The sequence below is a fragment of the Fervidobacterium nodosum Rt17-B1 genome (assembly GCF_000017545.1).
In the GTDB taxonomy this organism is placed as follows: domain Bacteria; phylum Thermotogota; class Thermotogae; order Thermotogales; family Fervidobacteriaceae; genus Fervidobacterium; species Fervidobacterium nodosum.
On record NC_009718.1, the window covers coordinates 752595 to 776943 of the forward strand.

General features: G+C 34.0%; 28 protein-coding genes. 16 read left to right on the forward strand and 12 right to left on the reverse strand.

Annotated elements, in window-relative coordinates; translation table 11 throughout:
- Genes FNOD_RS03555 through fliQ form a run of 9 tightly spaced genes read left to right on the forward strand, consistent with a single transcriptional unit; the run spans position 1 to position 7652 of the window.
- The gene (locus FNOD_RS03555; RefSeq protein WP_011993861.1) at positions 1-1242 is read left to right on the forward strand and encodes a hypothetical protein; all 1242 of its coding nucleotides are present in this window, start codon (positions 1-3) and stop codon (positions 1240-1242) included.
- Positions 1224-2015 (forward strand): TlyA family RNA methyltransferase, encoded by a 792-nt coding sequence (locus FNOD_RS03560; RefSeq protein WP_011993862.1) that lies wholly within the window; start codon positions 1224-1226, stop codon positions 2013-2015. The genes FNOD_RS03555 and FNOD_RS03560 overlap by 19 nt, the downstream gene beginning before the upstream one ends.
- On the forward strand, positions 2012-3400 hold the full coding sequence (locus FNOD_RS03565) for a hypothetical protein (protein ID WP_011993863.1): 1389 nt from the start codon (positions 2012-2014) through the stop codon (positions 3398-3400). The genes FNOD_RS03560 and FNOD_RS03565 overlap by 4 nt, the downstream gene beginning before the upstream one ends.
- A gap of 14 nt (positions 3401-3414) precedes the next feature.
- A complete protein-coding gene (locus FNOD_RS03570; RefSeq protein WP_011993864.1) occupies positions 3415-5436 on the forward strand; it encodes a chemotaxis protein CheA in 2022 nt (673 codons plus the stop codon).
- 10 nt (positions 5437-5446) lie between these two features.
- On the forward strand, positions 5447-5893 hold the full coding sequence (locus FNOD_RS03575; RefSeq protein ID WP_011993865.1) for a chemotaxis protein CheW: 447 nt from the start codon (positions 5447-5449) through the stop codon (positions 5891-5893).
- A 1-nt stretch (position 5894) separates the two neighbouring features.
- The gene (gene cheY, locus FNOD_RS03580; protein WP_011993866.1) at positions 5895-6254 is read left to right on the forward strand and encodes a chemotaxis protein CheY; all 360 of its coding nucleotides are present in this window, start codon (positions 5895-5897) and stop codon (positions 6252-6254) included.
- A gap of 15 nt (positions 6255-6269) precedes the next feature.
- A complete protein-coding gene (locus tag FNOD_RS03585) occupies positions 6270-6593 on the forward strand; it encodes a FliO/MopB family protein (RefSeq protein WP_011993867.1) in 324 nt (107 codons plus the stop codon).
- Positions 6590-7345: a flagellar type III secretion system pore protein FliP gene (gene fliP / locus FNOD_RS03590; RefSeq protein WP_011993868.1), complete on the forward strand. Its 756-nt coding sequence runs from the start codon at positions 6590-6592 to the stop codon at positions 7343-7345. The genes FNOD_RS03585 and fliP overlap by 4 nt, the downstream gene beginning before the upstream one ends.
- 40 nt (positions 7346-7385) lie before the next feature.
- Complete coding sequence (gene fliQ, locus FNOD_RS03595; protein WP_011993869.1) at positions 7386-7652, forward strand: flagellar biosynthesis protein FliQ; 267 nt, start codon at positions 7386-7388, stop codon at positions 7650-7652.
- Between the two features lie 7 nt (positions 7653-7659).
- Here the strand turns inward: fliQ and tmk are convergent, their stop codons facing one another.
- Entirely contained in the window at positions 7660-8253 is a 594-nt protein-coding gene (tmk, locus tag FNOD_RS03600) for a dTMP kinase (protein ID WP_011993870.1), read from the reverse strand.
- 130 nt (positions 8254-8383) lie between these two features.
- On the opposite strand from tmk, the gene FNOD_RS03605 reads away from it, so the two are divergent.
- From FNOD_RS03605 to hflC, 7 genes are read left to right on the forward strand one after another with little or no spacing between them, the layout of a single operon-like run.
- Entirely contained in the window at positions 8384-9826 is a 1443-nt protein-coding gene (locus tag FNOD_RS03605) for an NAD(P)/FAD-dependent oxidoreductase (RefSeq protein WP_011993871.1), read from the forward strand.
- Entirely contained in the window at positions 9823-11061 is a 1239-nt protein-coding gene (locus FNOD_RS03610; RefSeq protein ID WP_011993872.1) for an NAD(P)/FAD-dependent oxidoreductase, read from the forward strand. The genes FNOD_RS03605 and FNOD_RS03610 overlap by 4 nt, the downstream gene beginning before the upstream one ends.
- On the forward strand, positions 11058-11432 hold the full coding sequence (locus FNOD_RS03615; protein ID WP_011993873.1) for a DUF1667 domain-containing protein: 375 nt from the start codon (positions 11058-11060) through the stop codon (positions 11430-11432). The genes FNOD_RS03610 and FNOD_RS03615 overlap by 4 nt, the downstream gene beginning before the upstream one ends.
- Positions 11395-11856 carry a Mini-ribonuclease 3 gene (locus FNOD_RS03620; protein ID WP_238374614.1) on the forward strand — a complete coding sequence of 154 codons (462 nt, stop codon included), beginning with the start codon at positions 11395-11397 and terminating at the stop codon, positions 11854-11856. The genes FNOD_RS03615 and FNOD_RS03620 overlap by 38 nt, the downstream gene beginning before the upstream one ends.
- A gap of 30 nt (positions 11857-11886) precedes the next feature.
- Positions 11887-13608, forward strand: coding sequence for a hypothetical protein (locus FNOD_RS03625; protein ID WP_011993875.1), 1722 nt, complete (start codon positions 11887-11889; stop codon positions 13606-13608).
- A gap of 6 nt (positions 13609-13614) precedes the next feature.
- Positions 13615-14535 (forward strand): FtsH protease activity modulator HflK, encoded by a 921-nt coding sequence (gene hflK, locus FNOD_RS03630; protein ID WP_011993876.1) that lies wholly within the window; start codon positions 13615-13617, stop codon positions 14533-14535.
- Positions 14532-15377 carry a protease modulator HflC gene (gene hflC, locus FNOD_RS03635; RefSeq protein WP_011993877.1) on the forward strand — a complete coding sequence of 282 codons (846 nt, stop codon included), beginning with the start codon at positions 14532-14534 and terminating at the stop codon, positions 15375-15377. The genes hflK and hflC overlap by 4 nt, the downstream gene beginning before the upstream one ends.
- A gap of 77 nt (positions 15378-15454) precedes the next feature.
- Here hflC and argF read toward each other — a convergent pair whose 3' ends face one another.
- The 11 genes from argF to FNOD_RS03690 form a co-directional block, all read right to left on the reverse strand.
- Positions 15455-16396 (reverse strand): ornithine carbamoyltransferase, encoded by a 942-nt coding sequence (gene argF, locus FNOD_RS03640; protein ID WP_041256861.1) that lies wholly within the window; start codon positions 16394-16396, stop codon positions 15455-15457.
- 200 nt (positions 16397-16596) lie between these two features.
- Entirely contained in the window at positions 16597-17055 is a 459-nt protein-coding gene (locus FNOD_RS03645; RefSeq protein WP_011993879.1) for a hypothetical protein, read from the reverse strand.
- Between the two features lie 40 nt (positions 17056-17095).
- Entirely contained in the window at positions 17096-17836 is a 741-nt protein-coding gene (locus FNOD_RS03650) for a hypothetical protein (RefSeq protein ID WP_011993880.1), read from the reverse strand.
- Positions 17833-18411: a bis(5'-nucleosyl)-tetraphosphatase (symmetrical) YqeK gene (gene yqeK / locus FNOD_RS03655; RefSeq protein ID WP_011993881.1), complete on the reverse strand. Its 579-nt coding sequence runs from the start codon at positions 18409-18411 to the stop codon at positions 17833-17835. The genes FNOD_RS03650 and yqeK overlap by 4 nt, the downstream gene beginning before the upstream one ends.
- 40 nt (positions 18412-18451) lie before the next feature.
- A complete protein-coding gene (locus FNOD_RS03660) occupies positions 18452-18733 on the reverse strand; it encodes a DUF503 domain-containing protein (protein ID WP_238374615.1) in 282 nt (93 codons plus the stop codon).
- A 36-nt stretch (positions 18734-18769) separates the two neighbouring features.
- Positions 18770-19297: an ATP-dependent protease subunit HslV gene (gene hslV / locus FNOD_RS03665; protein WP_041257108.1), complete on the reverse strand. Its 528-nt coding sequence runs from the start codon at positions 19295-19297 to the stop codon at positions 18770-18772.
- Positions 19298-19364: 67 nt separating this feature from the next.
- Positions 19365-20360 carry an L-threonylcarbamoyladenylate synthase gene (locus FNOD_RS03670; protein ID WP_011993884.1) on the reverse strand — a complete coding sequence of 332 codons (996 nt, stop codon included), beginning with the start codon at positions 20358-20360 and terminating at the stop codon, positions 19365-19367.
- Positions 20361-20365: 5 nt separating this feature from the next.
- Positions 20366-21250, reverse strand: a complete 885-nt coding sequence (locus FNOD_RS03675) for a phospholipase D-like domain-containing protein (protein ID WP_011993885.1) — start codon at positions 21248-21250, stop codon at positions 20366-20368.
- A 22-nt stretch (positions 21251-21272) separates the two neighbouring features.
- Positions 21273-22397 (reverse strand): ABC transporter permease, encoded by a 1125-nt coding sequence (locus tag FNOD_RS03680; RefSeq protein ID WP_011993886.1) that lies wholly within the window; start codon positions 22395-22397, stop codon positions 21273-21275.
- Between the two features lie 44 nt (positions 22398-22441).
- The gene (locus FNOD_RS03685) at positions 22442-23329 is read right to left on the reverse strand and encodes an ABC transporter ATP-binding protein (RefSeq protein ID WP_011993887.1); all 888 of its coding nucleotides are present in this window, start codon (positions 23327-23329) and stop codon (positions 22442-22444) included.
- A gap of 20 nt (positions 23330-23349) precedes the next feature.
- Positions 23350-24348: an ABC transporter permease gene (locus FNOD_RS03690; protein WP_011993888.1), complete on the reverse strand. Its 999-nt coding sequence runs from the start codon at positions 24346-24348 to the stop codon at positions 23350-23352.
- Between the last annotated feature and the right edge of the window lies 1 nt (position 24349).

The following is a 24349-nucleotide window of genomic DNA, read 5'->3' on the forward strand; positions in this document are numbered from 1 at the left end:
ATGAATTTTAATCCTTTTATACCAAATGAAATAATCGAAAAATTAAACGATGATATAAAAAACGATGTTATTAATTGGAACAAATTGGATGTTGTATATCTTAAATTTATTAACGTACCATACGAAATTGAAAATTTTATATACAGACAAATCGCAAAATATGGATTAGTACCAATAAATATAGACTATACAGATTGTACATATCACACAATAGATTCTTCAGATTCTTCAAACAATATGGTTTCATCAGATTCAACTTCGGTCATATTATCTCCTATGATTTCCAAATGTGAACCTATCATATTTTCAACAGATGACTCGTTTATTTTAATTGAATATGGTAATGATGAATACGCTTTACCAATGAATTTGGTTTACGAATTTCCTAACACCTTAGCTCAGTTGATTGAAAGTATTATAAAAAATGATATTATTTATGAAAATTTGGCTGATGCCAAAAATGATAATATCTTAAAAACTATAGTTGTAGATCAAAAAACTGGTTCTTCTTTTCTTACTCAATTTATTGGAATTACTTATTTCATTCAAAATGATAAATTAGAATTACTACAAGGTAAAGTTATATATAGCGCTAAGACAAACAATGTCGAGGCGGTTAATATCGATTTACTGGAAAAAGAGTTACAAAAAAATGATGTGGTTGCAATAACATCTGATAGTGTGGTGACAAAAGAATACATATATAATCTAAAGACAAAGTCTCTAACAAAGTTCCAAGCACCTATAGTTTCAATATGGGATAATTATGTACTATACTCAGATGGAAGTATATCTGATTTATCTTTTACTTGGAATACAAAGATTAGTAATTCGCCGTTGGATTATATATTTACTGAAAACAGAATATGCATTCTTGACATCTCAGGCCAAGTGGTTATAATGAATCAGAAAACACGCAGAATACTTTTTTCAAAAACATTTGAAGGAGCTTATTCTCTAAGTTTAGACAAAGATAATTCATTTATTGTTAAAACTACAAATGGATGTTATAAAATATCTGGCGATAAAGACGTAAATCTTATAGAAAAAGGAGCCAATGAAACATATGAAGAAAGTTCTAAATTTAATATATTTTACCCCTCTTTATTGGACATTTTTCACACTCCATTTGGCTTTTTCTACAAAGGGAATTTTATAGGTAATGAAATATCTGGATTTTATATAAAAGATAAAACAGCACATGTCATTACGGAAGTGGGAACTTGGAAAATAAAGTTCTAAGACTTGATCAGTTATTAATTTTGAAAGGTTTTGTTGAAAGTAGAACGAAGGCTCAACAAATGATTGAAAACGGGCTTGTACTATTAGATGGCAAAGTATGTACAAAACCATCAAAAAAATGTCATTCAGATTCAAAAATTATCATTCTTGATGATTTAAAGTACGTTAGCAGAGCAGGATATAAACTTGAAGGTTTATTAAAAGAATATAAAATAGATGTTAGTGGAAAAATAGCATGTGATATAGGCAGTTCAACAGGTGGATTTATAGATTGCCTTCTTCAAAATGGTGTAAAAAAGGTTTATGCTGTTGACGTAAATACAAAACAGTTACACTCAAAGATTTCTTTAGATGATCGTGTTGTGAAAATTGAAAAAAATGCACGGTATATTTCTAAAAAAGATATAAGTGACAAACTTGATATAATAACAATTGATGTCTCTTTCATATCCATCACAAAATTACTGGAAGGTATTCTTCAATTGTCTGAAAATTACACAAAAATAATATCACTAATAAAACCTCAATTCGAAACAACAAATACGGATAAGGGTATAGTAAAAGATAAAAAAACTCATATTGAAGTCATAAGAAAAATTGTCAAAGCTTTCCGTGATGAAGGCCTATACTGCGAATACTTAACATATTCGAAATTACCAGGTGCTGATGGCAATATAGAGTTTTTTGGTGTATTTTCAAAAGAACCTGTACACTCTATAAGCAAAAGTGATATAATAAGTATCGTAGATACAGCTTGGGAGGAACTAAAATGAAAAAGTTGTTAACTTTGCTATTTATAATCATTATAATATGTTATACATTTGCCGATTCGGATATTTTCAACTTTGTACACAAAGATTATGACTTCATAATAAGATTGTCTAAAGGTGGCGCTTGGTATAAAGAATTAAAAAAGGTTTCGTTTTTTTCTTTTGTTTTTGATAGGAAAGGATTAGGATTCGAAGACTCATTTCTTAGAATACTTGAAGATATGAAATATAAAACTGGTGTACAGCCAACAGTTGTTCAAGACGCTCTTTCAAATGATATACTTTTTGCATCAAAAGGAGCGGAGGTAGATTTCACAACATTAATTTCTTTCGATATAAATTACTACCTGGAATTTATAAAAACTATAACCGGAAGTAGCTTCATAGTTTTTGAAAGCAAGTATCCCGTTCAACTTGTAAAAGCGTTATCATATTTGTTGTCCGTTAATTTTAAAAATCTCCAAAACAATATCTTTCAACTTGGCGAATCGCTTTTTTGCACATCTACTGGGAAATACTTAATATTAGCTGGAAGCAAACAGACTTTAGACATGGCGATAAAAACTTATACAACCCCAGAAATGCAACTTTCAAGAACAAATAAAGATTTTGATAGATTAAAAGCGGGGGTATTTTTTATAAGTGGCTTTGCAAAACCAAATACGCTGAAATTGAATTTACCTGGTGGAATAGGAATAGAAGATTCAACAGCAAGTCATTTACTCATTACATCAAGTATCTCAGCTGGCTCTTTTACATTTACAATAGAGCAAAAAAACACGAAACAATACACAAGCTCAAAGAATATAGACACAATGGGTCAATTACCCAAAGTTTGGAATTACTATCTGAGTATACCTTCGTCAAAGTCATCGATAATTATCGGATCTATTGAACAATGGTTTTCAGGCGTAACATCTGAACTTCAGCAACTTACAAATCTGGTAAAGAATCTTTCAAATTCTTCTACAAATACTTACGTCGCTGGTAAACTCGAAGTTGGTGAAATAGTCTTTATATTTGAAAATTACAGTGGGAAAGACTTTGAAACAAATCTCTCGAAACTTGGTGCAAAGTATGATAGTCAGAAGCAAGAATGGGTTATTAATCTTCAGAATTCAAAACTATACGCGTTCAAGTCATCTAATAAAGTTATAGTTGGTACAGTCGATAAAAACAGCTTTGAAAAGTATGAAAAAACTAGCAAAAAATTGAAAGATTTACCAATTTACTATGATTTTTCAAAGATAGAAGCATACGATTTTAAAGCACTTATGGATTTAGGTGATATAATTAAATCCATTATTGGATTTAATATAACTTCCAAGTTACTTTTTTGGCAATATTCAATAGGTTACATAACTTACTATAAATTTGTTGTCTCCTGAAAGGAGGGAGTTAGATGAGTGAGTTTAACGAATACTTGGGAGTATTTATTGACGAATCGAAAGAATATATTCAATTGTTAAATGAATCCTTGCTTGAGCTTGAGAAAAACACAGATGATGTTGAGCAAATCAACAAAGCGTTCAGAGCCTTGCACACATTGAAAGGTATGGCAGGAACCATGGGTTTTGAACACCTTGCAAAGTTGTGCCATAGAATGGAGAATTACCTTGATGCTGTTAGGTCCGGAAAAGTTACTATATCCAGTGACGAGCTTGATTACCTATTTGGTGGTCTTGATTTAATTGAAAAGATGCTCCAAAGTATTGTGAATAAAGGTAATGACGAAATCGAAGAAGATATTTCTCAAATTGTTGAAATATTTGAGAGAATAGCGGCTGGTGAAAAAGTTTCATCAAAAAAAGTTGCTGAAAAAACTACAGAAATAATCAAAGAAGAGATAAAAACTGAGAAAGAAATTGGAAAAGCTAAGATTGGTGAACTCTTCACCCAAGAAGTAATAAAAGATGTTTTAATGGAGGCCGCAAAGAAAAACATCCCAGCTTATCACGTAATTGTAAATCTACAGGAAGGTACTCAATTAAAATCTGCGAGAATGTACATGGTCTTCCATTCTCTGGAAGAAATTGGTATTGAGATTATTAATTCAATACCACCGGTCGAAGATATAGAAAATGAAAATTTTGATCTTACTGTTGAATTGTTATGTGTTGGAAATGTTTCACAAGAAAAAATATACGAAAAAGTAATGAACGTTTCAGAAATAAAAAGCGTTGTCGTAAAACCTTTAAAAATTGAAAAAGAAGAAGAAGAAGGGGAAAAGAAAGTTGAGCAAAAAGAAAAAAACACAGAAGAACAAAAAAAGGTAAAGGTAACTCAAACTGTAAGAGTGGATATTGAAAAATTAGATAATCTAATGAACCTTATGGGTGAACTTGTTATCGCAAGAAGCAGAATTGCTGATATACTTAAAAAATATAATATTAAAGAGGTTGATGAATCTCTAGCACAGTTAAGTAGAATTACATTAGACCTTCAAAACGTTGTTATGAAAGTAAGAATGGTACCTATTGAATTCGTCTTTAACAGATTCCCAAGGATGGTAAGAGACCTTTCAAAGAATTTAGGAAAGGAAATTAACTTTATAATGGAAGGTGAAGAAACAGAGTTAGATAGAACGTTCGTTGAGGTAATAGGTGATCCTCTTGTCCACCTTATTCGTAATGCTATAGACCACGGAATTGAGTCAAAAGAAGAAAGAATTGCTTTAGGTAAACCCCCTGTCGGAACAGTTAAACTTTCCGCAAGGCATGAAGGAAATAATGTAGTTATAGAAGTAGAAGATGATGGTAGAGGTATGAACAAAGAAAAAATAATCAAGAAAGCAATTGAAAAAGGATTAATTACAGAAGAAAAAGCTTTGACATTACCTGATGAAAAAGTTTTTGAATTCATATTTTTACCTGGATTTTCAACAAAAGAACAAGTAAGCGAACTTTCTGGTCGTGGTGTCGGAATGGATGTCGTGAAAAATACAATTGATTCACTAAATGGTACAGTCTCAATAGAAAGTAAACCTGGAAAGGGAACGAAAGTAACAATTAGACTGCCTCTCACACTTGCGATAATACAAGCATTACTCGTTAAGGTTAATAATTACGTTTACGCAATTCCAATATCGATTATAGATAGCACATTAATCATATCTTCGGAAGACATAAAAGTTGTCCAAAACGAAGAAGTAATAGTAATAAGAGGCGAAGTAATTCCTATTATTAAACTTTGGGAAGTATTTGGAATGGAACATGAACAAAATCCACATGAAATGAACGTAGTTGTTGTAAAGTCTGGAGCAAAGAAATATGGGCTTGCCGTTGATACACTAATCGGGCAGGAAGACATTGTTATCAAATCACTTGGAAAAGTATTTAGCGACGTAAAAATATTCAGTGGTGGCGCAACGTTGGGTGATGGTAGCATTGCCTTAATTCTTGACATCACCAACATAGTTGAGTGAGGTGAGAAACATGGAAGAAATTAGGGAATTTGAAGTCCTTGTCTTTAAAGCTTTAAATCAAGAAATGGCAATAGACGTTGAAATGGTAGAAATTGTTATAGATAAAACAGATATTACGCCTGTACCAAAAGCAAGAAAAATCATTGAAGGCGTAATTAATCTAAGGGGTAAAATTATTCCTGTTATAAGTTTACCAACTTTGCTCGCAGGAAGTGACAGTAAAGAAAATCAGAAGAAAATAGTAATAGTGAAAATCGAAGACGTGGAGTTTGGACTTATAGTAAATGAAGTTGTTGGGGTTTTAAGAACAAATTCTTCTGAATTGGAAACAAACCTCGGCAAAATAAACACATATGGAAAAAAAGCAAAAGGATTAATAAAAAAAGGCACAAGATTAATTGTTTATTTAAACTTAGAAGAAATATTAAGAGAAATAACTGGTTCGGAGGTGGCGTAAGATGGCAAAAGTCTTGGTTGTTGATGATGCAGCATTTATGAGAATGATGTTGAAAGACATCCTTACAAAAGCTGGTCACGAGGTTGTTGGTGAAGCTGCAAATGGCGTTGAAGCTGTTGAAAAGTACAAAGAACTTAAACCCGACGTAGTAACAATGGACATAACTATGCCGGAAATGAACGGAATAGACGCAATTAAGGAAATTAAAAAATTTGATCCAAACGCGACTGTTATCGTTTGCAGCGCAATGGGTCAACAAGCGATGGTTATTGAGGCAATTCAAGCTGGTGCAAAAGACTTTATTGTAAAACCTTTCCAGGCAGCGAGAGTTATCGAAGCTATACAGAAAGTTTTGAAATAAATTTTACTTGCCGGGGTGACGAAAATAAAGGAATTAATTAATTTCTTCATAGGTCTTTCGTTATTTATAATCCTTATGTTTGTTACATATTGGTTTATTAAAAGAAAGCTCCCCAACGTTGTTGGGGGGCGTTTTGCTAAAGTAATAAGTAGAGTATACATCGATAGAAATACTTACCTTGCTCTCGTAAGAATTTTTAAAGAATATTACGTTATACTTGTTAGTCCCGGAAAAACAGAAGTTATAAAAAAACTTGATACAATTGACGAAGGTGAGTTAGAAGAAGAACCACAAGATTTTAAAAGTATACTGCACAAATATGTGGGTGGTAAAAAGTGAAAAGGTTTTTCACAATACTTTTTCTCATTTTTCTCATTTCATCAATATTTTCACAAGACGAAGTCCCAATTCCTGGAATAAGCATCCAAGTAACTCCCACACAACAACCTCGAGATTTAGTAGCAACTCTTGAAATTTTATTAATTCTAACTGTATTAACATTAGCTCCTAGCATATTAATACTTTTTACATCTTTCACCAGGATAATAATAGTTTTTTCATTTACAAGAAATGCTCTCGGTACAAGACAAGTACCACCTAACCAGGTATTAATAGGTTTGGCTTTGATTCTAACATTCTTCATAATGCAACCTACATGGAATGAAATAAATACCAATGCTTTAACACCTTATATGGACGGAAAAATAACTTACCAAGAATTCTTTTCAAGAACTATGGCTTCCGTAAGAAAATTCATGATAAACGAACTTGTTAATCATCATAACGAAGATAATGTATTTACAATTGCCAACGCTTTGAAACAAAATGTAACAAAAATTGAGGAAGCTCCTGATTCACTTTTAACTGCTGCGTTTGTACTTGGGGAAGTTGAAATAGGTTTTAAAATGGGGATATTAATTTACATACCATTTATCGTAATAGATATGGTCGTTGCAAGTATTCTTCTTTCATTGGGTATGATTATGATTCCTCCAGTTTTAGTATCTTTACCTTTTAAAGTTCTTGTATTTGTACTTGCTAACGGTTGGGAATCGATAATTGTCAGTTTAGTAAAGAGTTTCGCGTATTAAATTATTTAAATTATAAAAATTGTCAGATTGGGTGACCTTGATGACGTTAGAAGTCTTCCTGGATATTGCCAAACATGCCATACAATTATTGTTAACTCTAATAACCCCACCACTACTTGTAAGCTTAGTGGTGGGTATACTTATAAGCATTTTCCAAGCAGCTACACAAATTCATGAGCAAACGCTAACATTTGCTCCAAGAATTATCGTTGTTTTCTTAACGCTTATGCTACTCTTTGGTTGGATGATTGAAAGTATGCTTGAGTTTGTAAAAGATATAATAGAAAAATATATCCAAATGATTTAGCATTTTTTTAGAGGTAAGCATTAAATACTTTCACTATTTCTCTATGGATTTCCTCAATAGTCCTTGTTCCATCTATAATTACAAAGTTTTCATTCTCTTTTGCCATTTTGAGATAACAATTTCTTATACTTTCCCAGAATTCTTTCCCTTCTTTTTCTATCCTATCTTTGTGCTGGTTTTTCATCCTTTCCATGGCAACATTAACCGGAACATCTATGTAAAATACTATATCTGGATAAGTTTTATCTGTAGCAAAATCATTTAGAATCTTCACGGTCTCGGGCCCAAGTTCTCTCCCACAACCTTGATAAGCTACACTTGAATGTGCAAATCTATCAGCAATTACAATTTTTCCATTTTTCAAAGCAGGTTTTATAACGCTTTCAACTAACTGGGCACGTGATGCCAAAAATAACAACAATTCACTTCTTGCACACATCTCTTGAGTTATTAGTAGTTCGCGAATCTTTTCCCCCAAGTGTGTTCCACCTGGTTCTCTAACCTTTATGTACGGTATACCTTTTTCTTCTAAGTAATTAACCAACAAATTTACCTGCGTGCTCTTACCACAACCATCAATTCCCTCAAATGAAACAAACATCAAAATCCCTCCTGATGAATTGGCACAAACTGATTTTAAAAATATTTTATCATGTGGTACAATATATTTAAAGGTTTAAAAATGAATAAAAGTTTGAAAACCTTATGGAATTTTATCAGGAGGGATTTTTATGCGAGTAGCTGTAATAGGTGCCGGTTCTGTAGGAGCGTTAATAGCCCGCGAATTATCTCGTTACGATTTAGAAGTCATTATAATCGAAAAAAACGTAGATGTTGGAATGGGAGTTACAAAAGCAAATTCAGCAATTGTTCATGCCGGATACGATGATGAACCTGGAACAGTACGTTCAAAATTCTGTGTACCGGGTAATAAAATGTACACAGAATTATCAAAAGAATTGGAAATAGACTTAAAAAGAATCGGATCTTTGGTGTTAGCATTCAAGGACGAAGAAGTTAGAACCCTCGAAGAACTTTACAAACGTGGAGAGCAAAATGGTGTAGAAGGTATGGAAATATGGGATAGGGATAAGGTACTTTCTTATGAACCGAATGTTAATCCAGAAGTAATTGCTGCTCTGTGGGCCCCAACAGCCGGTATAACGGAACCTTGGATGGTGGCAATTGCCGCGGTTGAAAATGCTGTTGAAAATGGTGCAAAATTGTTTTTAGAAACAGAGGTACTTGATATCATTACAAAAAATGGGAAAGTTGAAAAAATAATAACAAATAAAGGAGAATTTGAGGTTGATATAATTATAAACGCCGCAGGTTTATATGCTGATGAGATAGCAAAAATGGCAAATGCCGACTATGTGCCACTTCATCCAAGAAAAGGGGAATATATATTACTCGATAAACAAGAATTCAGTGGTTTTGTCAAAAGTGTGCTCTTCCCAACCCCTTCCATTCTTGGAAAAGGAACACTCGTAACCCCAACCGTTGACGGTGGAATTTTAGTTGGACCTACCGCTGTAGATCTTCCTCCAGAGAGAGAATTCAGAGAAGATACGTCAACAACATTTGAAGGTTTTGAATCGCTCATTTCAAAGGCTCTAAAAATGACTCCTCTCATTGATTTTAGAACTTCTATAAAAACATTTGCTGGTCTTAGGCCAGAAAGCCCACAAAAAGATTTTCTCGTTGGAAGAACAAGAATAACCGGATTTTTCAACGCTATGGCAATGCGTTCGCCTGGTTTAACAGCCGCACCAGCGATAGCAAAATTCATGGTCGAAGAAATTCAAGAATCTGTTGGGGAAACGTTTGTTCCAAAATCTGATTTCAATCCAATTAGAAAGAGAATTAAACATTACGCAGATATGCCACTTACATTATGGGATCAGGAAATTAAAAATGATCCACTCACCGGCAAAATGATATGTTTTTGCAATAAGGTAACTGAGAAAGAAATTCTTGAAGCAATAAAAAGAGGTGCAAGTACAATCGATAGCATAAAATTTAGAACACGGGCAATGTTTGGAAGTTGCCAAGGTGGATTTTGTATGCATAGGATAATGAAAATTTTGGCAAGAGAGCTTGGCAAGGATATATCAGAAATAAGACTAAGAAGCGAAAAAAGTGTTGTACTGAATGGGAAGGTGAGACAATGATCGAAAAAGAGGTTGATGTATTAGTCATAGGTGCTGGAGCGGCTGGGCTTGGAGCAGCTATAGGAGCTGCGAGAGAGGGCGTGGATAAAGTAGTTATAGTGGAACGGGATGAACGAAGTGGTGGAATTCTAAATCAATGTATACACAATGGCTTTGGACTTCATTATTTTAGAGAGGAACTTACCGGTCCAGAATACGCAGAGCGTATAAAAAACATAGTAAAACAGTATCCGAATATTGATGTAAAAGTAGAACAATACGTACATGGTATAGATTACAGAAGAAAAGAAGTATCCGTTGTTTCCACTGAAGGAGTAACCATTTACAAACCAAAATCACTTGTCGTAGCAACAGGTGCCCGCGAAAGACCGATGGGTGGAATACTAGTGCCTGGTACCAGACCCGCCGGTGTTTTTACCGCAGGAGTAGCTCAGAGATTTGTAAACCTTGAAAATAGGCTCCCTGGTAAAAAGGCAATAATTGTTGGTTCTGGTGACATTGGATTGATAATGGCAAGAAGATTAACTCTTGAAGGTGTTGAAGTGGTCGCCGTTGTTGAAAGAATGCCATTTCCTGGTGGATTAGAAAGAAACATTAGACAGTGTTTAAAAGATTTCAATATCCCACTATATTTAAGTCACACTGTTGTTGGAATATACGGAAAGGAAAGGCTTGAACGTGTAATAATAGCTCAGCTTGATGAAAATTTCAAACCCATTCCAGGTACGGAGAAAAAATTTGATGTTGATACACTTATTCTATCAGTTGGATTAATTCCACAAAGCACTTTATTTAAAGACTTTCTAAAGATAGATCCTTGGACAAAGGGTATAATGACTTCAAGTTCAGGAAGAACATCACTCAATTGGATATTTGCGGCTGGAAATTGTACAGTCATATACGACCTCGTTGATTGGGTTACGGAGGAAGGCTCAACGTCTGGAAAATTTGCGGCGATGTATGTTAAAAATAATTGGGAACCTGCTAAATTTTCCGTTGAAAAAGGGCAGAATGTAGGTCTACTCTTCCCAACATGGTACGAAGAAGGTACAAACCTTAACATTTACATAAGAGTTAAAAAACCTCTAGAAATAGGAACGATAAGAGTTAAACAGAGAAACAATCTACTTTACAGCAAAAAACACGCAAATTTAATGCCAAGTGAGATGGTAAACATAAGAATTCCTGAGTCAAAAATAGGAGCCGGTGATATCGTTGTGGAGGTGGTAGAATGAAAACCGAAGAAATGGTCTGCGTTATGTGTCCTTTAGGATGTAGACTAACAGTAACTATTGAAGATAACGGTGAAATAATAGTTAGTGGAAATAAATGCCCGAGAGGTATAGAATATGGAAAACAAGAAGTAACAGAGCCTTTAAGGATATTAACTTCAAGCGTATTAGTAAATAATGGTGAACTTCCCCTTGTTTCTGTAAAAACAAACAAGCCAGTACCAAGGAGGTTGATAGGTGAAATTATGGAAATACTTAAAAAAACAGTTGTTGAAGCACCTGTCAAATCTGGTGATATTATCTTAGAAGATGTGCTTGGAACAGGAGCTGATATTGTTGCTACAAGAAATGTTGAACGAATCAAAACAGCATAACATCCACGATGAAAATTGCTCTAATAATATTGAAATTGATTTGAGACTATTTCCAGAACCAAATGTGAATCCTGACGAAATGTCGATCGATTCACTCGCATATTTGGGTGACGCAGTTTTTAACCTCTACGCGAAACTTTATATACTAGCCGATGTGAAAGTTACAGATTTGCACCGTCGCTCAAATAAATATGTTTCAAGGCAGGGACAGAGCAAACTACTGAAGTCTATATCACACTTATTGGACGAGAAAGAAAAAAATGTTGTTCAAAGAGGAATCAACAGTAAAGGAGCTAGAAAACATGGTAATGACCGCCTTTATATGGAAAGTACAGGATTCGAAGCATTAATTGGATATCTTTACCTAACAAATAAAAAACGACTTTCAGAAATTTTAAAATTCGGATTTGAAAGCTTTGAGTAATTCTATTATACCATTCAAGGAGGGAGCAAAATGGGAAGAAGTGTCATTATAGATGGTTCAATTGTCTACACCGATTCGAGCGAAATATTGAGCAATCCTGGTTTCGAAAAGTTATTAAGGGAATATATCGATTTTCTGAAAGAGAAAAATAGCCCCTTGTTAAGAACATTGGAAGCATTCAGAATAGGTGAAGAATACAATGTAAGGCATTTTATTGAGTATCTCCATTTACTCACTCTAAGAGATGTAAAAGAAATAACAACAATCATAAATTACGTTAATCCTGAAGATTTAGCAAAATTTATAGAATCTTTCTATTCTTTTTGGAGAAACAAGCACAGGTTTATGATAAAAAGAGAAAGTTACACAATCGATAACGCACGAAAAACAAGTATAGTATTCACCGCAACTATGATTGCAGAAGAATTCAAAAACCTTGTGAGAAATCTTTACAGAACAATTATGAAAAATATTGAACCAGATAATTCAAACATAGTAAGGCAATTACCAAGTGGTGCTCAAGTAACGTTTTTGGTAGATTCTTTTGACTGTAACGACGAAAGATTTTGTAATTTTTCGAACATTCCAATGGTTTGGGGCGCGATTTTTGACCCACCTGTGATATTTTACACAAGATCAAATAAAAGAAAGGGTGTATTACCTGTTGTTGAGAGAAATGTTCTAAGTGATTTGAAACTTCCAAATAAGGAAAAAGATTGGTATTTAATCCCAATTTTAGTCGCTGATTTACTTATGTTTGTTTATGTAAACAAAGAATTTCTATCACATGCAGCAGGTCTTGGTAATCTCTTCCAGTTTGCAAATATTATGGATCTAAAAAAGAAAGAAGTATCAGGTGCGCTTATATTTGGATTACCTGTCGAAAATATACCAGATTATCAAGAAAAATGGAAAAATGGTGTTATATTTAAAGATCAAGGATTATATATAGGTGTTATTCCGGCATTAGACGAAAATGATTACTTTGGTTATATGAAGAAAACGTTACTAACAATGCATAATTTAATAAGAATAGACCAAGGGAAACTTCCAGTTCACGGTTCCATGGCAAGAATCGTTTTGAAAAACGGTAAAAGCGCCGTTGCGATGTTTGTGGGCGATAGCGGGGCTGGTAAGAGTGAAACATTGGACGCATTAAATAGATTGGAAGAAGTAGCTTATGTGGACGTTATAATAGACGATATGGGGTCTCTAGATATAGTAAATGGAAAGGTTGTCGCTTACGGAACTGAAACTGGTGCATTTGTTAGATTAGATGACTTACCACCGGGATACGCATATTACACGATGGATAGGAGTATCTTTATGAATCCAGACAAAATAAATGCGCGCGTTATTGTTCCATTTAATAACTATAAAGAGGTAATCACACCAACGCCTATAGATTTCTTCTTGTACGCAAACAATTACACAGAAGTCAAAAATGACGAAGACAGAATTGTATTTTTCGATAATTTAGACGATGCAATTCAAGTATTTTCTGCCGGAAAACGTATGTCAAAAGGAACGACTTCGGAAGAAGGCATGACAGAGAGTTATTTTGCAAATCCATTTGGTGCTGTTCAAAGAAAAGAAGAACACCACAAAATAGCAGAAATTTTCTTGAAAAAAATGTTTGAAACAGGAGTAAGAGTTGGTGAAATCAGAACGATGCTCGGTGTAGAAGGATACGAAAAGGAAGGTACTTACTTAGCTGCTAAAGCCCTTTACAAGATAGTAGAAAGGATGTGATAAACATTGAAAAGTAGAATAATACTCATAACCATATTTATAGTTATTATATTGATTTACTTAGGTACAGGGGTTTTTCAAGTTAATCCATCGGAAGTTGCTTTGATAAAAACTTTTGGAAAATTTACTGGTACCGTTGGACCCGGTATACATATCCACGCTCCTATTCCTTTCCAATCGCATGTTATAGTTGATGTTCAAACTATAAGGAAGGAAGAGATTGGATTTCGTACAGTTGGCGATAGAAAATACGAATCAAGAGATGTTGAAGCTTTGATGCTAACAGCGGATGGAAATATAGTTAGTGTTGAGGCTGTTGTGTCATACAAAGTATCTGATCCCGTGAAATTCGCTTTCAGAATTAAAGATCCAAGCAATCTTGTTAAATTTACCACAGAATCAGCTTTAAGAGACAGGATATCAAAAAGAAATGTAGATGATATTCTCACTCAAGAGCGTGAAAAGGTTGCTGATGAAGTATTAGAAATAGTTCAAAACTTACTTGATAAGTACCAAGCAGGTGTGAAAATCGTGAACGTTCTGCTACAAGAAGTTGTGCCACCAGCCGAAGTTGTCTCAGCCTTCGACGATGTAAACAACGCAAAGCAAGATAAAGAAAGATACATAAACGAAGCAAATAAATACGCTAATAACCTTATCCCAAAAGTTGAGGGAGAGGCTTTGAAAATAGTGCTGGAAGCGGAATCTTACGCTCAGCAACAAGTTCTTAAAGCTCAAGGTGAAACTCAAAGATACTTAGCACTTTTAGAAGAATATAGAAAAGCACCTATGATAACAGAAACACGTTTGAGACTCTCTACTCTCCAAGAAGTTCTTCCAAAAGCGAAGAAAATTATGGTTATGGATAACTCACAAAAAATAACTGTACTTTCTCTAGACCAGCTATTAGGTGGTGATTCGAAATGACTAAAGCAAAACTTATCACCGCTATTTTCGTTATTATCTTAGCGATAATATTTCTTGCACTTTCAATTGTTATAGTCGACGAAACCAAATATGTAGTTATATTACGCTTTGGTGAAATTAGAAAAGTTATAACCGAGCCGGGATTAAACTTTAAAACCCCTTTCGTTGATAACGTTGTGAAATTAGATAAGAGATACTCTATTTACGATATACCACCTGAGAGAATTATCACAAAAGATAAAAAGACTCTCATCGTTGATTCATATATTATTTGGAAGATTTCTGACCCAAAACTTTTTATTGAAAGCATGAGAACTGAGAGCCTAGCTTTATCAAGGTTAGATGATGTCGTATATTCAGGTTTGAGAAATACACTTGCGAAGTTAGATATGGACACAATTGTAACACAAGAAAAGACATTCTTAAAGGATGTATTAGATTTTTCCATCAGCAACACAAAAGATTACGGAATACAAGTGATAGATGTAAGAGTCAAGAAAACAGATTTACCAGCGGAAAATAGAAATGCAGTATTCGAAAGAATGAAATCAGAAAGACAAAGCATAGCAGCGTTGATAAGAGCAGAAGGCGAGAAAGAGGCACAAAAAATCAGGTCAGAAGCAGACAAAAAAGCAGCTATAATAAAAGCGGAAGCACTTAGTAAAGCGGAATATATAAAAGGAACTGGAGATGCAAGTGCTACAAAGATATACGCTGAAGCGTATTCAAAAGATGAAAGATTCTACAAACTTTGGAAAACACTTGAGAGTTACAAAGATATTGTACCTGGTAGTGTAATTATTTTAAGCAAAGATGCTGAAATATTGCAATATGTTAAGTAAAACTAAAAAAATAAAAAAGAAAATCGGGGACAAGTCCATAAAAGTCCCCGATTTATTTGTTATTGTTCTTTAAAAAATTACAATAATGTCGCAATCATCACAGCTTTAATAGTGTGTTTTCTGTTTTCTGCTTCATCCCATACTCTTGATTGTTTACCTTCAATAACTTCAAATGTGACTTCTTCGCCTTTTACCGCTGGTAAACAATGCATGAATATTGTTTCTGGCTTTCCTGTCTTTTTCATAAGTTCTTCGTTAACTTGGTATGGTTGTAGCAATTTTCTTCTCTCCGCAGCCTTATCCTCTTCACCCATTGATGCCCAAACATCTGTGTAAATAACGTCTGCGCCTTTTACTGCTTCTTCTGGATTGTCTGTGAACTCTATCTTCGCACCACTTTCGGCTGCGAATTTCATACATTCGTCAACAAGCCATTTTTCTGGCCTGAGCGATTCAGGTGAGCATATCACGTAATGCATTCCCATCTTTGCTGCACCAACCATAAGTGAATTTGCCATGTTGTTTCTTCCATCGCCCATAAATACCATCTTTATACCTTTTAATCTACCAAATTCTTCTTCAATTGTTTGAAGGTCTGCTAAAACTTGTGTTGGATGGAATAAATCTGTTAAACCATTGTATACAGGGACACCAGAATATTTTGCAAGTAATTCAACGGTTTCTTGTTTGAATCCTCTGAATTCAATTGCATCAACCATTCTTCCGAGAACTCTTGCCGTATCTTCGACTGATTCTTTCGCACCAAGTTGTATGTCTTGGATGGACAGGAATATTGGATGACCGCCTTCTTCAGCGAATGCTGTTTCAAAAGCAAGTCTTGTCCTTGTTGATCTTTTTTCGAAAATAAGAGCCAATGTTTTCCCAACAAATCTTTGGTGTCTTATTCCTGCTCTGCTTTCTGCCTTAACTTGCTTTGCAATGTCGAGAAGATATTTTATTTCTTCTGGCGTGTTGTCCATAAGTGAAAGAAGCGATCTACCTTTCATGTTTACTCCCATCTTCTTTGCCTCCCTTACCTTATTTTTTGAAAATTTTTGAAAGTAGGAATTGCTCATAAAATACTCACAAAGAATATAACTTACAATTCAACATTTATCAACTCAACAATAGATAAGCATACTAACGCGTAAAAAAGCATACTTGAAAATTGACAAAAAACTATTCACAAAAAACTTGCTATTGAAAATATGCTAGAAAATTAAAAAATGTAACCTATCGAAAATTCTATTCCCTCAACTTTTGTATTATCTATAAGATAGAAACTGAAAAGCCCGGAGGTTATGGAGATATCTCCAAAGTAATATTTCGCTCCTATTCTTATTATACTGGTAATCTTTTCAAAACCAAAGCCATTTATAGGTGCTAACATACCACCCATTCCAAAAAGTGAAACTGTTCCTATCTCTAATTTAATATCGTACTTCGCAATTCCACCTAAAGAAATGTAATAATTAGCAAAGTCTGTAATTAAGGCCAAAGAAAAACCACTAACTGCGTTAGGTGCATTTTTAATAAGTCCTAGAGTATTAAACTCGCCTGAGAACAAGTAATTTCCACTAAATGAATACATAAATCCAGCGCTTATTTCGCCAGCAAATACCGAAAATGACAAAAGTAGACATAACAACGATAAAATTAAAAACAAATACCTACTCATCAAAATCACTCCCCTTGTATTTATTGTAAATTATTGTAAATTACTTCAAATTTTTTAAAGTTTCTTGAATCTTTTCCTCATCAACATACAACCTTATAAAAACTTTATCGCCCACTGTTATTTTTATAGGTTTCGAAGTCATAGTCGGTATATCGTAAGTTTGTATGTTAAATCTTCCAAGAGAATAATAAAGCTTGGCCAACGAAGCCTCGGTAATCACAGATTCCGGACGAAGGGTAGAGACATGGCTACTAAGTGTAAAATAATCGAAGAATTTGAGCCCTCTTTTTCCGTAATATTGAACGAAATCATCTAGCTCTTTGACTCCGACTTTTTTAAGATACTCATTTTTCAAGACTATTTCGTAAATATAGTCTGCTTTTATACCTACCAATTCATTAAATAAAACAACAAAATCGTGTGGATTTGAACTTGAAATGTCTAATTTTTTTGAAAATATAAACAAATGGTCAGGAACATTAATAACGTTTACAACTCTCTTTTCTCCATCAACAATAAAAATTTTTCCTCTTAGTTTTGAACCTTCCAAACTTATATCATTGTTATTAGCTGATGTGCTTTTATCTAATGGATAATATAGATAATAGACAGATTTTTTCTTCATGTCGAATTCGCTTGAATTCTTGACCGACACAATACGTATACCAAGATATAAAAATCCAACTAATAATAAAATCGACAATACAATTATAACAGGTTTAACGTAATTTCTTTCTGAACTTCTCCTACTTCTACCTATGTATGTTTTTTTTGTTCTCACTTTTTACCCTCCTCTACAATCTTATTCCACGTCTCAACTGTGTAAGGCAAAACATATAAATTGAAATTTACCGCGTATATAATTTTATTCCTTATAACTTCTCTGTAGGCAAGTTCCATATCATAGAATGCAAGTTCTCTAAACTTATTAACACCATCATAAATCCTTGTAAATTCAAGAGAATCTGCTAAGGCTAGCGCTTTTCCATATACTCCAAATTCCGGATGACCAGATGTATGATAACCAACTCCCAGCAAAACGTCATAATCGTTTACTCCAAACCGTCTTTTCAAATACTCAGAAGCCACAAAACCATGCAAAAGAATTGGTTTTTTTAAGACTATTTCGTTGAGTTCTATACCGTAAAGTGATGCTATCTTCTTCAATTTCTCTCCTTCAACATCCCTAAATAAATCATGAGAAAGAGCCATAGTCTTCAATTTTTCATTATCTAATCCATACCTTCGTGCAAGTTTTTCGCAGAATTCAACAACTCCATAAATGTGGGGTTTCCTTTCTTCTAAAACGAGAAGTTCAACAGCTCTTTCAAGAAATTGGTTAATTTCTTTGTACATGTTTAATATTCAATCCTCCTATTTTGCCAACGTTTTCACGTTAAAAATGATGTAAATCATAGGTAAATTCTTCAATGGCGTGAATCATTTCGATAAAGTTTTCAATGTTATCCATCTTTGATTCACAATCTTTTTCAGATAAAGTAGCAAACGCGATTCCAATCAGCATGTAATCTTTTGAGTCTTGCCTTCCACATTCTATAGCTGAAACTTCAAATCTTTTTTGTAATTCGTTAATTAAAGATTTTACAACTCCACGTTTTTCTTTCAAAGAATTTATACCAAACAACCTTATCAGAACATTAGCATAGCAAACAACCAACAACAATTCCCCTTTCTTGTTTAAGAGTTTAACATTTTATAATTCCTCAATTGTTATGTTCTCATTTGTATATATACATATCTCACTTGCTATTTTCATCGCCTCTTCAACAATTTTTCGCGCATCAAAATCTGTGTTTCTCAGAAGTGCTCTTGCCGCAGCTAACGCATAAGGTCCACCAGAACCTATAGCTATTACGTCTTCGTCAGGTTGGATAACTTCACCTGTACCAGAAAGAAGCAATAAATTATCCTTATCTGCAACTATTAGCATCGCTTCAAGCCTTCTTAAAGCCCTATCGAGTCTCCAATCCTTTGCAAGTTCAATTGCAGCTTTTAAAAGATTACCATTCCACTCTCTATACTTATTTTCAAATCTTTCGAGTAAAGTCATAGCATCGGCAACTGCACCCGCAAAACCTGCTAAGACCTTACCATCTCCGATTTTTCTTACTTTTCTTGCTGTTCCTTTCATCACGGTCGCACCGTAAGTAACTTGCCCATCGGCGGCCATAACAACTTTTCCATCTTTTTTTATTGCAAGTACCGTCGTAGAACGCCACATATTTTTGTCATTAAAATCATTTAATGCAGTATCACTCATATTTACGCCTCCTTGCTCTTATTTACTTTCACTTTTTGCTAACTGCTTTCTTTATTCTATTCATTATCGAAAAGAATATACCATATTCGGGCAGTTTTTCAATAACTGCGTATTTGTAATTTGTCTTATCAATATCTCTAAATGAACGATACAGATTTTGCGCAATTGTATATGGTTTTGATAATTCACCAATTATGTACACATTTTTTGCATTTGGAATAAGACGTTCTTTTGTTTCTTTTGTGCAGAGTATAAGCACATCTGTGTTTTGGTACTCTAAGAGTGCTGATTGGTCAACCAATTCGAGATGTTTCTCAGGCGCGTAGTGCCTATATTTCATTCCAGGTGCCAGAGGTTTTTCTCCTTCTTTTAGTTGATAAAATTCAACTACTCCGAACAATTGTGTTAGTTCTTCGAGTGTTATAGGCCCGGGCCTAAGAACTACAGGGAAATCTTTTGTCAAATCGACAATCGTTGACTCTATTCCAAAAGCACATTCTCCTGCATCGATTATGCACTCAACCAAACCATTGAGGTCTTCTATTACCGCATTCGCATCCGTTGGACTTGGCTTTCCAGAACGATTAGCACTCGGTGCCGCTATCGGTCCTGAACAATTTATAAGCTTTTGTGCAACAGGATGGGCAGGGATTCTTACACCAACAGTTTCCAAACCAGCTGTTACTTCACTAGGTATATTCTCCTTTTTCTTTAAGACAAACGTTATAGGTCCGGGGGTTACTTTTTTTATGATATCAATATACTTCTCACTAAGATATGCGATATTTTCTATCTCATCTACGCTCGAAACATGAACAATCAAAGGATTATCCGCTGGTCTACCTTTAACTTGAAAAATTTTCTTAACTGCTTCGGGATTTGTAGCAGTAGCGCCAAGACCGTAAACTGTTTCCGTCGGAAATGCAACAAGTCCGCCTGACTTTAATACCTCACAAGCATACGAAATATCTGGATTATACAAATCGTCTACCTTTATTATTTTTGTATCAAATTTACAAACCACAAAAATTATTCTCCTTTCCTGGAATTTTTATCATCAACACTCTCCAATGTTTTAAACACTTTCTCATACTCTCTGACTATCCATTTATCCTTTGTTATCCATATCATCTCCACGTTTTTATGAAATCCACTTTCCGTATAATTTGTCGAACCTGTAATCAAAATATCATCAACTATTATAAATTTATGATGTAACATTCTATCGCTGATAACATTTATATTTTCAATCGGCAATTTACTCAAATCGCTTGAATAAAACCACTTATCGGTTATAATCCTTACATCAACACCCTGGCTAGATTTATACTTGAGAACTGTAAGAATATTAACATCCGTGAAAGCATAAACGCAAACCCATACCTTTTTTCTTGCTTTCAATAATAATTTTACTACATGTTCTTCCACTTTGTCTATTGGTGAAACAAGAAAATCTTCTACTTTACTTACTAAACCTTCATTCCAAAGATTGAGAAAAAATTCTTTGAATCTTTTCGAGTAATTGGACGGAAATATTATTATATCATTGTATCCCGTTTCAAGTCCACTATCTGTGAAGTTAGCCGAACCGAATACAACGCCATTTTCGTTAACTATAAATTTAACGTGGTGCAAACCTTTTGAATAGTCTATTTTGGAAGGAAGATTTGGGATTGGCTTTTCGGTTATTATTCTTACATCAACACCAGTTTTTTTAAGCTTCGTCAACTCTGAAATAACATTAGGATGGTTTATATCAAAAGAAGAGATGAAAACATATTCTTTTGAACTCCTAATAAAATCTATTATCTTGCTCGTGAGAGGACCGTATTCTGTAAAATAAGCTTGAATCCCAAACAAAATGTGTGAAAATATAATTAGAACAACTAGAGAGATTGAAATCTTCGCTCTCATCCATATCACCATACGTTTATTCTTATTCTATCGAAAGTTTTTTTGACCTGATAATAGTTATTATAGAAGCCACTAATATATATATCAACGGAACAAGAAAGTGATTAGAATCAATTGAATTTAAAGATTTAACTGTTCTCATATTATCCACGATGTATGTAATAGGCAAAAACTTCGCTATGGTTTGGATTATAGGACTTGTGAATTTCAATGGCACGTAAAACCCTCCGACGAACATCTGCACTTGAAAAAACACCTGCTGGAAAGCGAACAAATTCGAAGGTTTTGTTACGAATGTCATTAGTGCAATCACAAATGTTATCATGACAGCTGATGAAAATAGTAGATTTAAAATTAAATTTGGCAAATAAGATATTACATCTACACCTTTAAGGTAAGAAAATACGGATAAAACTCCCACTCCGAGGAAAAGCACCAGTAAATTCACAACGGCTGTGAGAATGTAAATGTAAACAGGATTTATTGGAGCGGTGAAAAATTTTCTTAGTATGTTTCTTGTCTTAAAATATTGAATATCGCTCATAAAACCAAACAAAAACACAGAAAGTATAGCCATTCCAACAACACCAGGATATATGAAATTATTGTAATCGTAAGTATTTTGGGAAAGGTAATGCTTTTCGATAGTTGTGGACTCTAATAACCCCATTGATGTAAATATGCCCTCTACAATGTCCTTTGCTATCTTAGAACCATCCCTTAACGAAATGTAGTGTATATCAATTGGTACAGGTTTAAACAATCTTGTTTTTCTAAGCAATAACGCCGATGAATATTTAGAGTCAAAATTATCCGGTAAAACAACAACAAGATCTAATTTTTCATTTTCAAGTTCTTTAAGGGCTTTATTTATCTGCTCTGGATTATCTGAATTGCTTGATTTATCCTCAAAAATCACATTCAATTGCTTAATATCTTTAAAAACATTCTCAAGAGTCTTACTGTGCCCAATGATTTTGACTTTCAGCTCGATGTTTTCTTCGACGTTTCCAAACAATGTTGAGAGTATCAAAAACAAGATTGTCGGAAAAATAGACAACCAAAATACCGCTTCTTTTTGTCTTAAGAATAGAACCTTAAAGAGAGAGTCAAATAACACCGCGAATTTTTTTAATTTTCTTCTCATTTTAATGATTCTCCCGCTATTTGCAAATTTTAGAGAATATTAACTCAATCAATCTTTCTTCCCGTTAGTTTTAAAAACACATCCTCGAGAGTTGGATGCCTGACAACAAAGTCGTGGATACCTTTTTCAAGAAGGTTTTGTATAGCTTTTACAGAATCTGAAACGTGCATGTAAGCATACTCGCCAACGATAACCAATTCATCTTGTTGAAAATACTCCGAGTATTCTTTTGGAAATTCAATAACTGAATTGAGTCCAGAGGATATTATAAGTTCGTGTGGAGTACCAGTTGCAATAATCTTCCCATAATCTATTATGTAAACTCTATCTGAAAGGATTTGGGCTTCGTCCATATAGTGTGTAGTTAGTATAATCGATTTTCCAAGCAATTTGAATTTCAAGATTATATCCCAGAGGTGTCTTCTTGCGTGAGGGTCTAATCCAACGGTTGGTTCATCTAAGAAGACTATATCTGGATCGTTAACAAACGCTAAAGCAACCGCTAAACGTTGCTTTTGACCACCTGAAAGGTGCTTAACACGTGTTTTCTTTTTTTCATTAAGCTCGAAAGTATTTAAAATTTCATCTATGGGCAAACACTTAGTGTAAAGTGAACTAAACAATTTCAGAATTTCAACAACAGTTAATTCTTCAAAGTAAAAATTTTCCTGAAAACATACTCCTATCCTGTCTTTAATCTTATCGTTAATTTCGTTGTATTTTCCAAAGTAAATTATTTCACCTTCATCTTTAACTCTCAACCCCTCAATTATCTCTATGGTTGTGGTTTTTCCAGCTCCGTTAGGCCCAAGTACAGATATTATCTCTCCTGGAAAAAGTTCAAAAGAAACGCCATCGACTGCTTTGACACCCGGGTAATATTTTTTCAAATTTGAAACTTTCAACACTGGTTCTGAACTGTTTTGAATCACTTAGAATCACTCCTCGTTTTTCAGGCGGTAGGTTTCAAAAACTTTTTAATCGCATAACTTCCAAGAAGTAAGCCAAAAAATGAAAATCCAATTATCAACACAAAGAAAAGTACGTTATCCATGGAATTAACTCCATACAATTTCTGAAACATCATATGAACGTACCTTGGTGGTGTGAAGTACGATATTATTCTTAAAGATTTTGGAATAATAGTTATTGGAAAATATACCCCGGAGAAGAATATGAAGATAGTGTAAATCAAAGAAGAGATACTCTCTGCAGCCTTTTTAAAAAATAAGCTTAGCAAAACACCAATTGACAGGTTTATCATTACCGAAGCAAAAACAACCGCGATGTACAAAGGAATATCATGAAGTTTGACAAATAAATTGACTCCAAAAACTAATCTTGACAAAATCAAAATAATAAAAGAAGAAATTATACCTGTGATGAGCTGTGCTCCAACTGAACTGAATAACAAATGCGCAGGTTTAACCTTTGTTACCATAAATCTTTTAAAAAGACCGTATCTTACGTATTTCGAAAAGATGCTAACACCGGCGTTTAAACCAACTGATAGCAAAGAAACAGCTATAACGCCTATCATAATATATTCAAGATCACTTAGTTGCCTTTCCAACTCTAGGTTATGTGCTTTTATTTCAATAACAGAACTTTGATTTTGAGCGGAAGAATACTTTGTTCTAAAAAGCAAAACGTCCCTTTCTGATTGTGCCATGCTACTCAAATAATAAACATCTATTTTTCCTTTCTCTGCCAAAATGACTATGTCAAACTTTAAAGCCTTTATACTTTCAACATCCGATGGTTTATCGATTTTTACCCAATTACCGCTCTCTATATTAATATCCCTATCTGAATAATAGGCAACTTTATAAGCACCACTCTGCTTACCAAAAACTGCGCCGAACATAAGCATAAATATGATTGGTAGTATTAAATTCATGACTAACAAAAATTTACTGCGAAAATTCATGACTAAAAATGAGTAAAACACA

What these genes read in the sequence shown, in the direction of transcription:
- FNOD_RS03555 (WP_011993861.1), top strand. Translation starts at nt 1, where the DNA reads ATGAATTTTAATCCTTTTATACCAAATGAAATAATCGAAAAATTAAAC.
- FNOD_RS03565 (WP_011993863.1), top strand. Translation starts at nt 2,012, where the DNA reads ATGAAAAAGTTGTTAACTTTGCTATTTATAATCATTATAATATGTTAT.
- FNOD_RS03570 (WP_011993864.1), top strand. Translation starts at nt 3,415, where the DNA reads ATGAGTGAGTTTAACGAATACTTGGGAGTATTTATTGACGAATCGAAA.
- FNOD_RS03575 (WP_011993865.1), top strand. Translation starts at nt 5,447, where the DNA reads ATGGAAGAAATTAGGGAATTTGAAGTCCTTGTCTTTAAAGCTTTAAAT.
- cheY (WP_011993866.1), top strand. Translation starts at nt 5,895, where the DNA reads ATGGCAAAAGTCTTGGTTGTTGATGATGCAGCATTTATGAGAATGATG.
- fliQ (WP_011993869.1), top strand. Translation starts at nt 7,386, where the DNA reads ATGACGTTAGAAGTCTTCCTGGATATTGCCAAACATGCCATACAATTA.
- tmk (WP_011993870.1), bottom strand. Translation starts at nt 8,253, where the DNA reads ATGTTTGTTTCATTTGAGGGAATTGATGGTTGTGGTAAGAGCACGCAG.
- FNOD_RS03605 (WP_011993871.1), top strand. Translation starts at nt 8,384, where the DNA reads ATGCGAGTAGCTGTAATAGGTGCCGGTTCTGTAGGAGCGTTAATAGCC.
- FNOD_RS03610 (WP_011993872.1), top strand. Translation starts at nt 9,823, where the DNA reads ATGATCGAAAAAGAGGTTGATGTATTAGTCATAGGTGCTGGAGCGGCT.
- FNOD_RS03615 (WP_011993873.1), top strand. Translation starts at nt 11,058, where the DNA reads ATGAAAACCGAAGAAATGGTCTGCGTTATGTGTCCTTTAGGATGTAGA.
- FNOD_RS03625 (WP_011993875.1), top strand. Translation starts at nt 11,887, where the DNA reads ATGGGAAGAAGTGTCATTATAGATGGTTCAATTGTCTACACCGATTCG.
- hflC (WP_011993877.1), top strand. Translation starts at nt 14,532, where the DNA reads ATGACTAAAGCAAAACTTATCACCGCTATTTTCGTTATTATCTTAGCG.
- argF (WP_041256861.1), bottom strand. Translation starts at nt 16,396, where the DNA reads ATGGGAGTAAACATGAAAGGTAGATCGCTTCTTTCACTTATGGACAAC.
- FNOD_RS03645 (WP_011993879.1), bottom strand. Translation starts at nt 17,055, where the DNA reads ATGAGTAGGTATTTGTTTTTAATTTTATCGTTGTTATGTCTACTTTTG.
- yqeK (WP_011993881.1), bottom strand. Translation starts at nt 18,411, where the DNA reads ATGTACAAAGAAATTAACCAATTTCTTGAAAGAGCTGTTGAACTTCTC.
- hslV (WP_041257108.1), bottom strand. Translation starts at nt 19,297, where the DNA reads ATGTGGCGTTCTACGACGGTACTTGCAATAAAAAAAGATGGAAAAGTT.
- FNOD_RS03675 (WP_011993885.1), bottom strand. Translation starts at nt 21,250, where the DNA reads ATGAGAGCGAAGATTTCAATCTCTCTAGTTGTTCTAATTATATTTTCA.
- FNOD_RS03680 (WP_011993886.1), bottom strand. Translation starts at nt 22,397, where the DNA reads ATGAGAAGAAAATTAAAAAAATTCGCGGTGTTATTTGACTCTCTCTTT.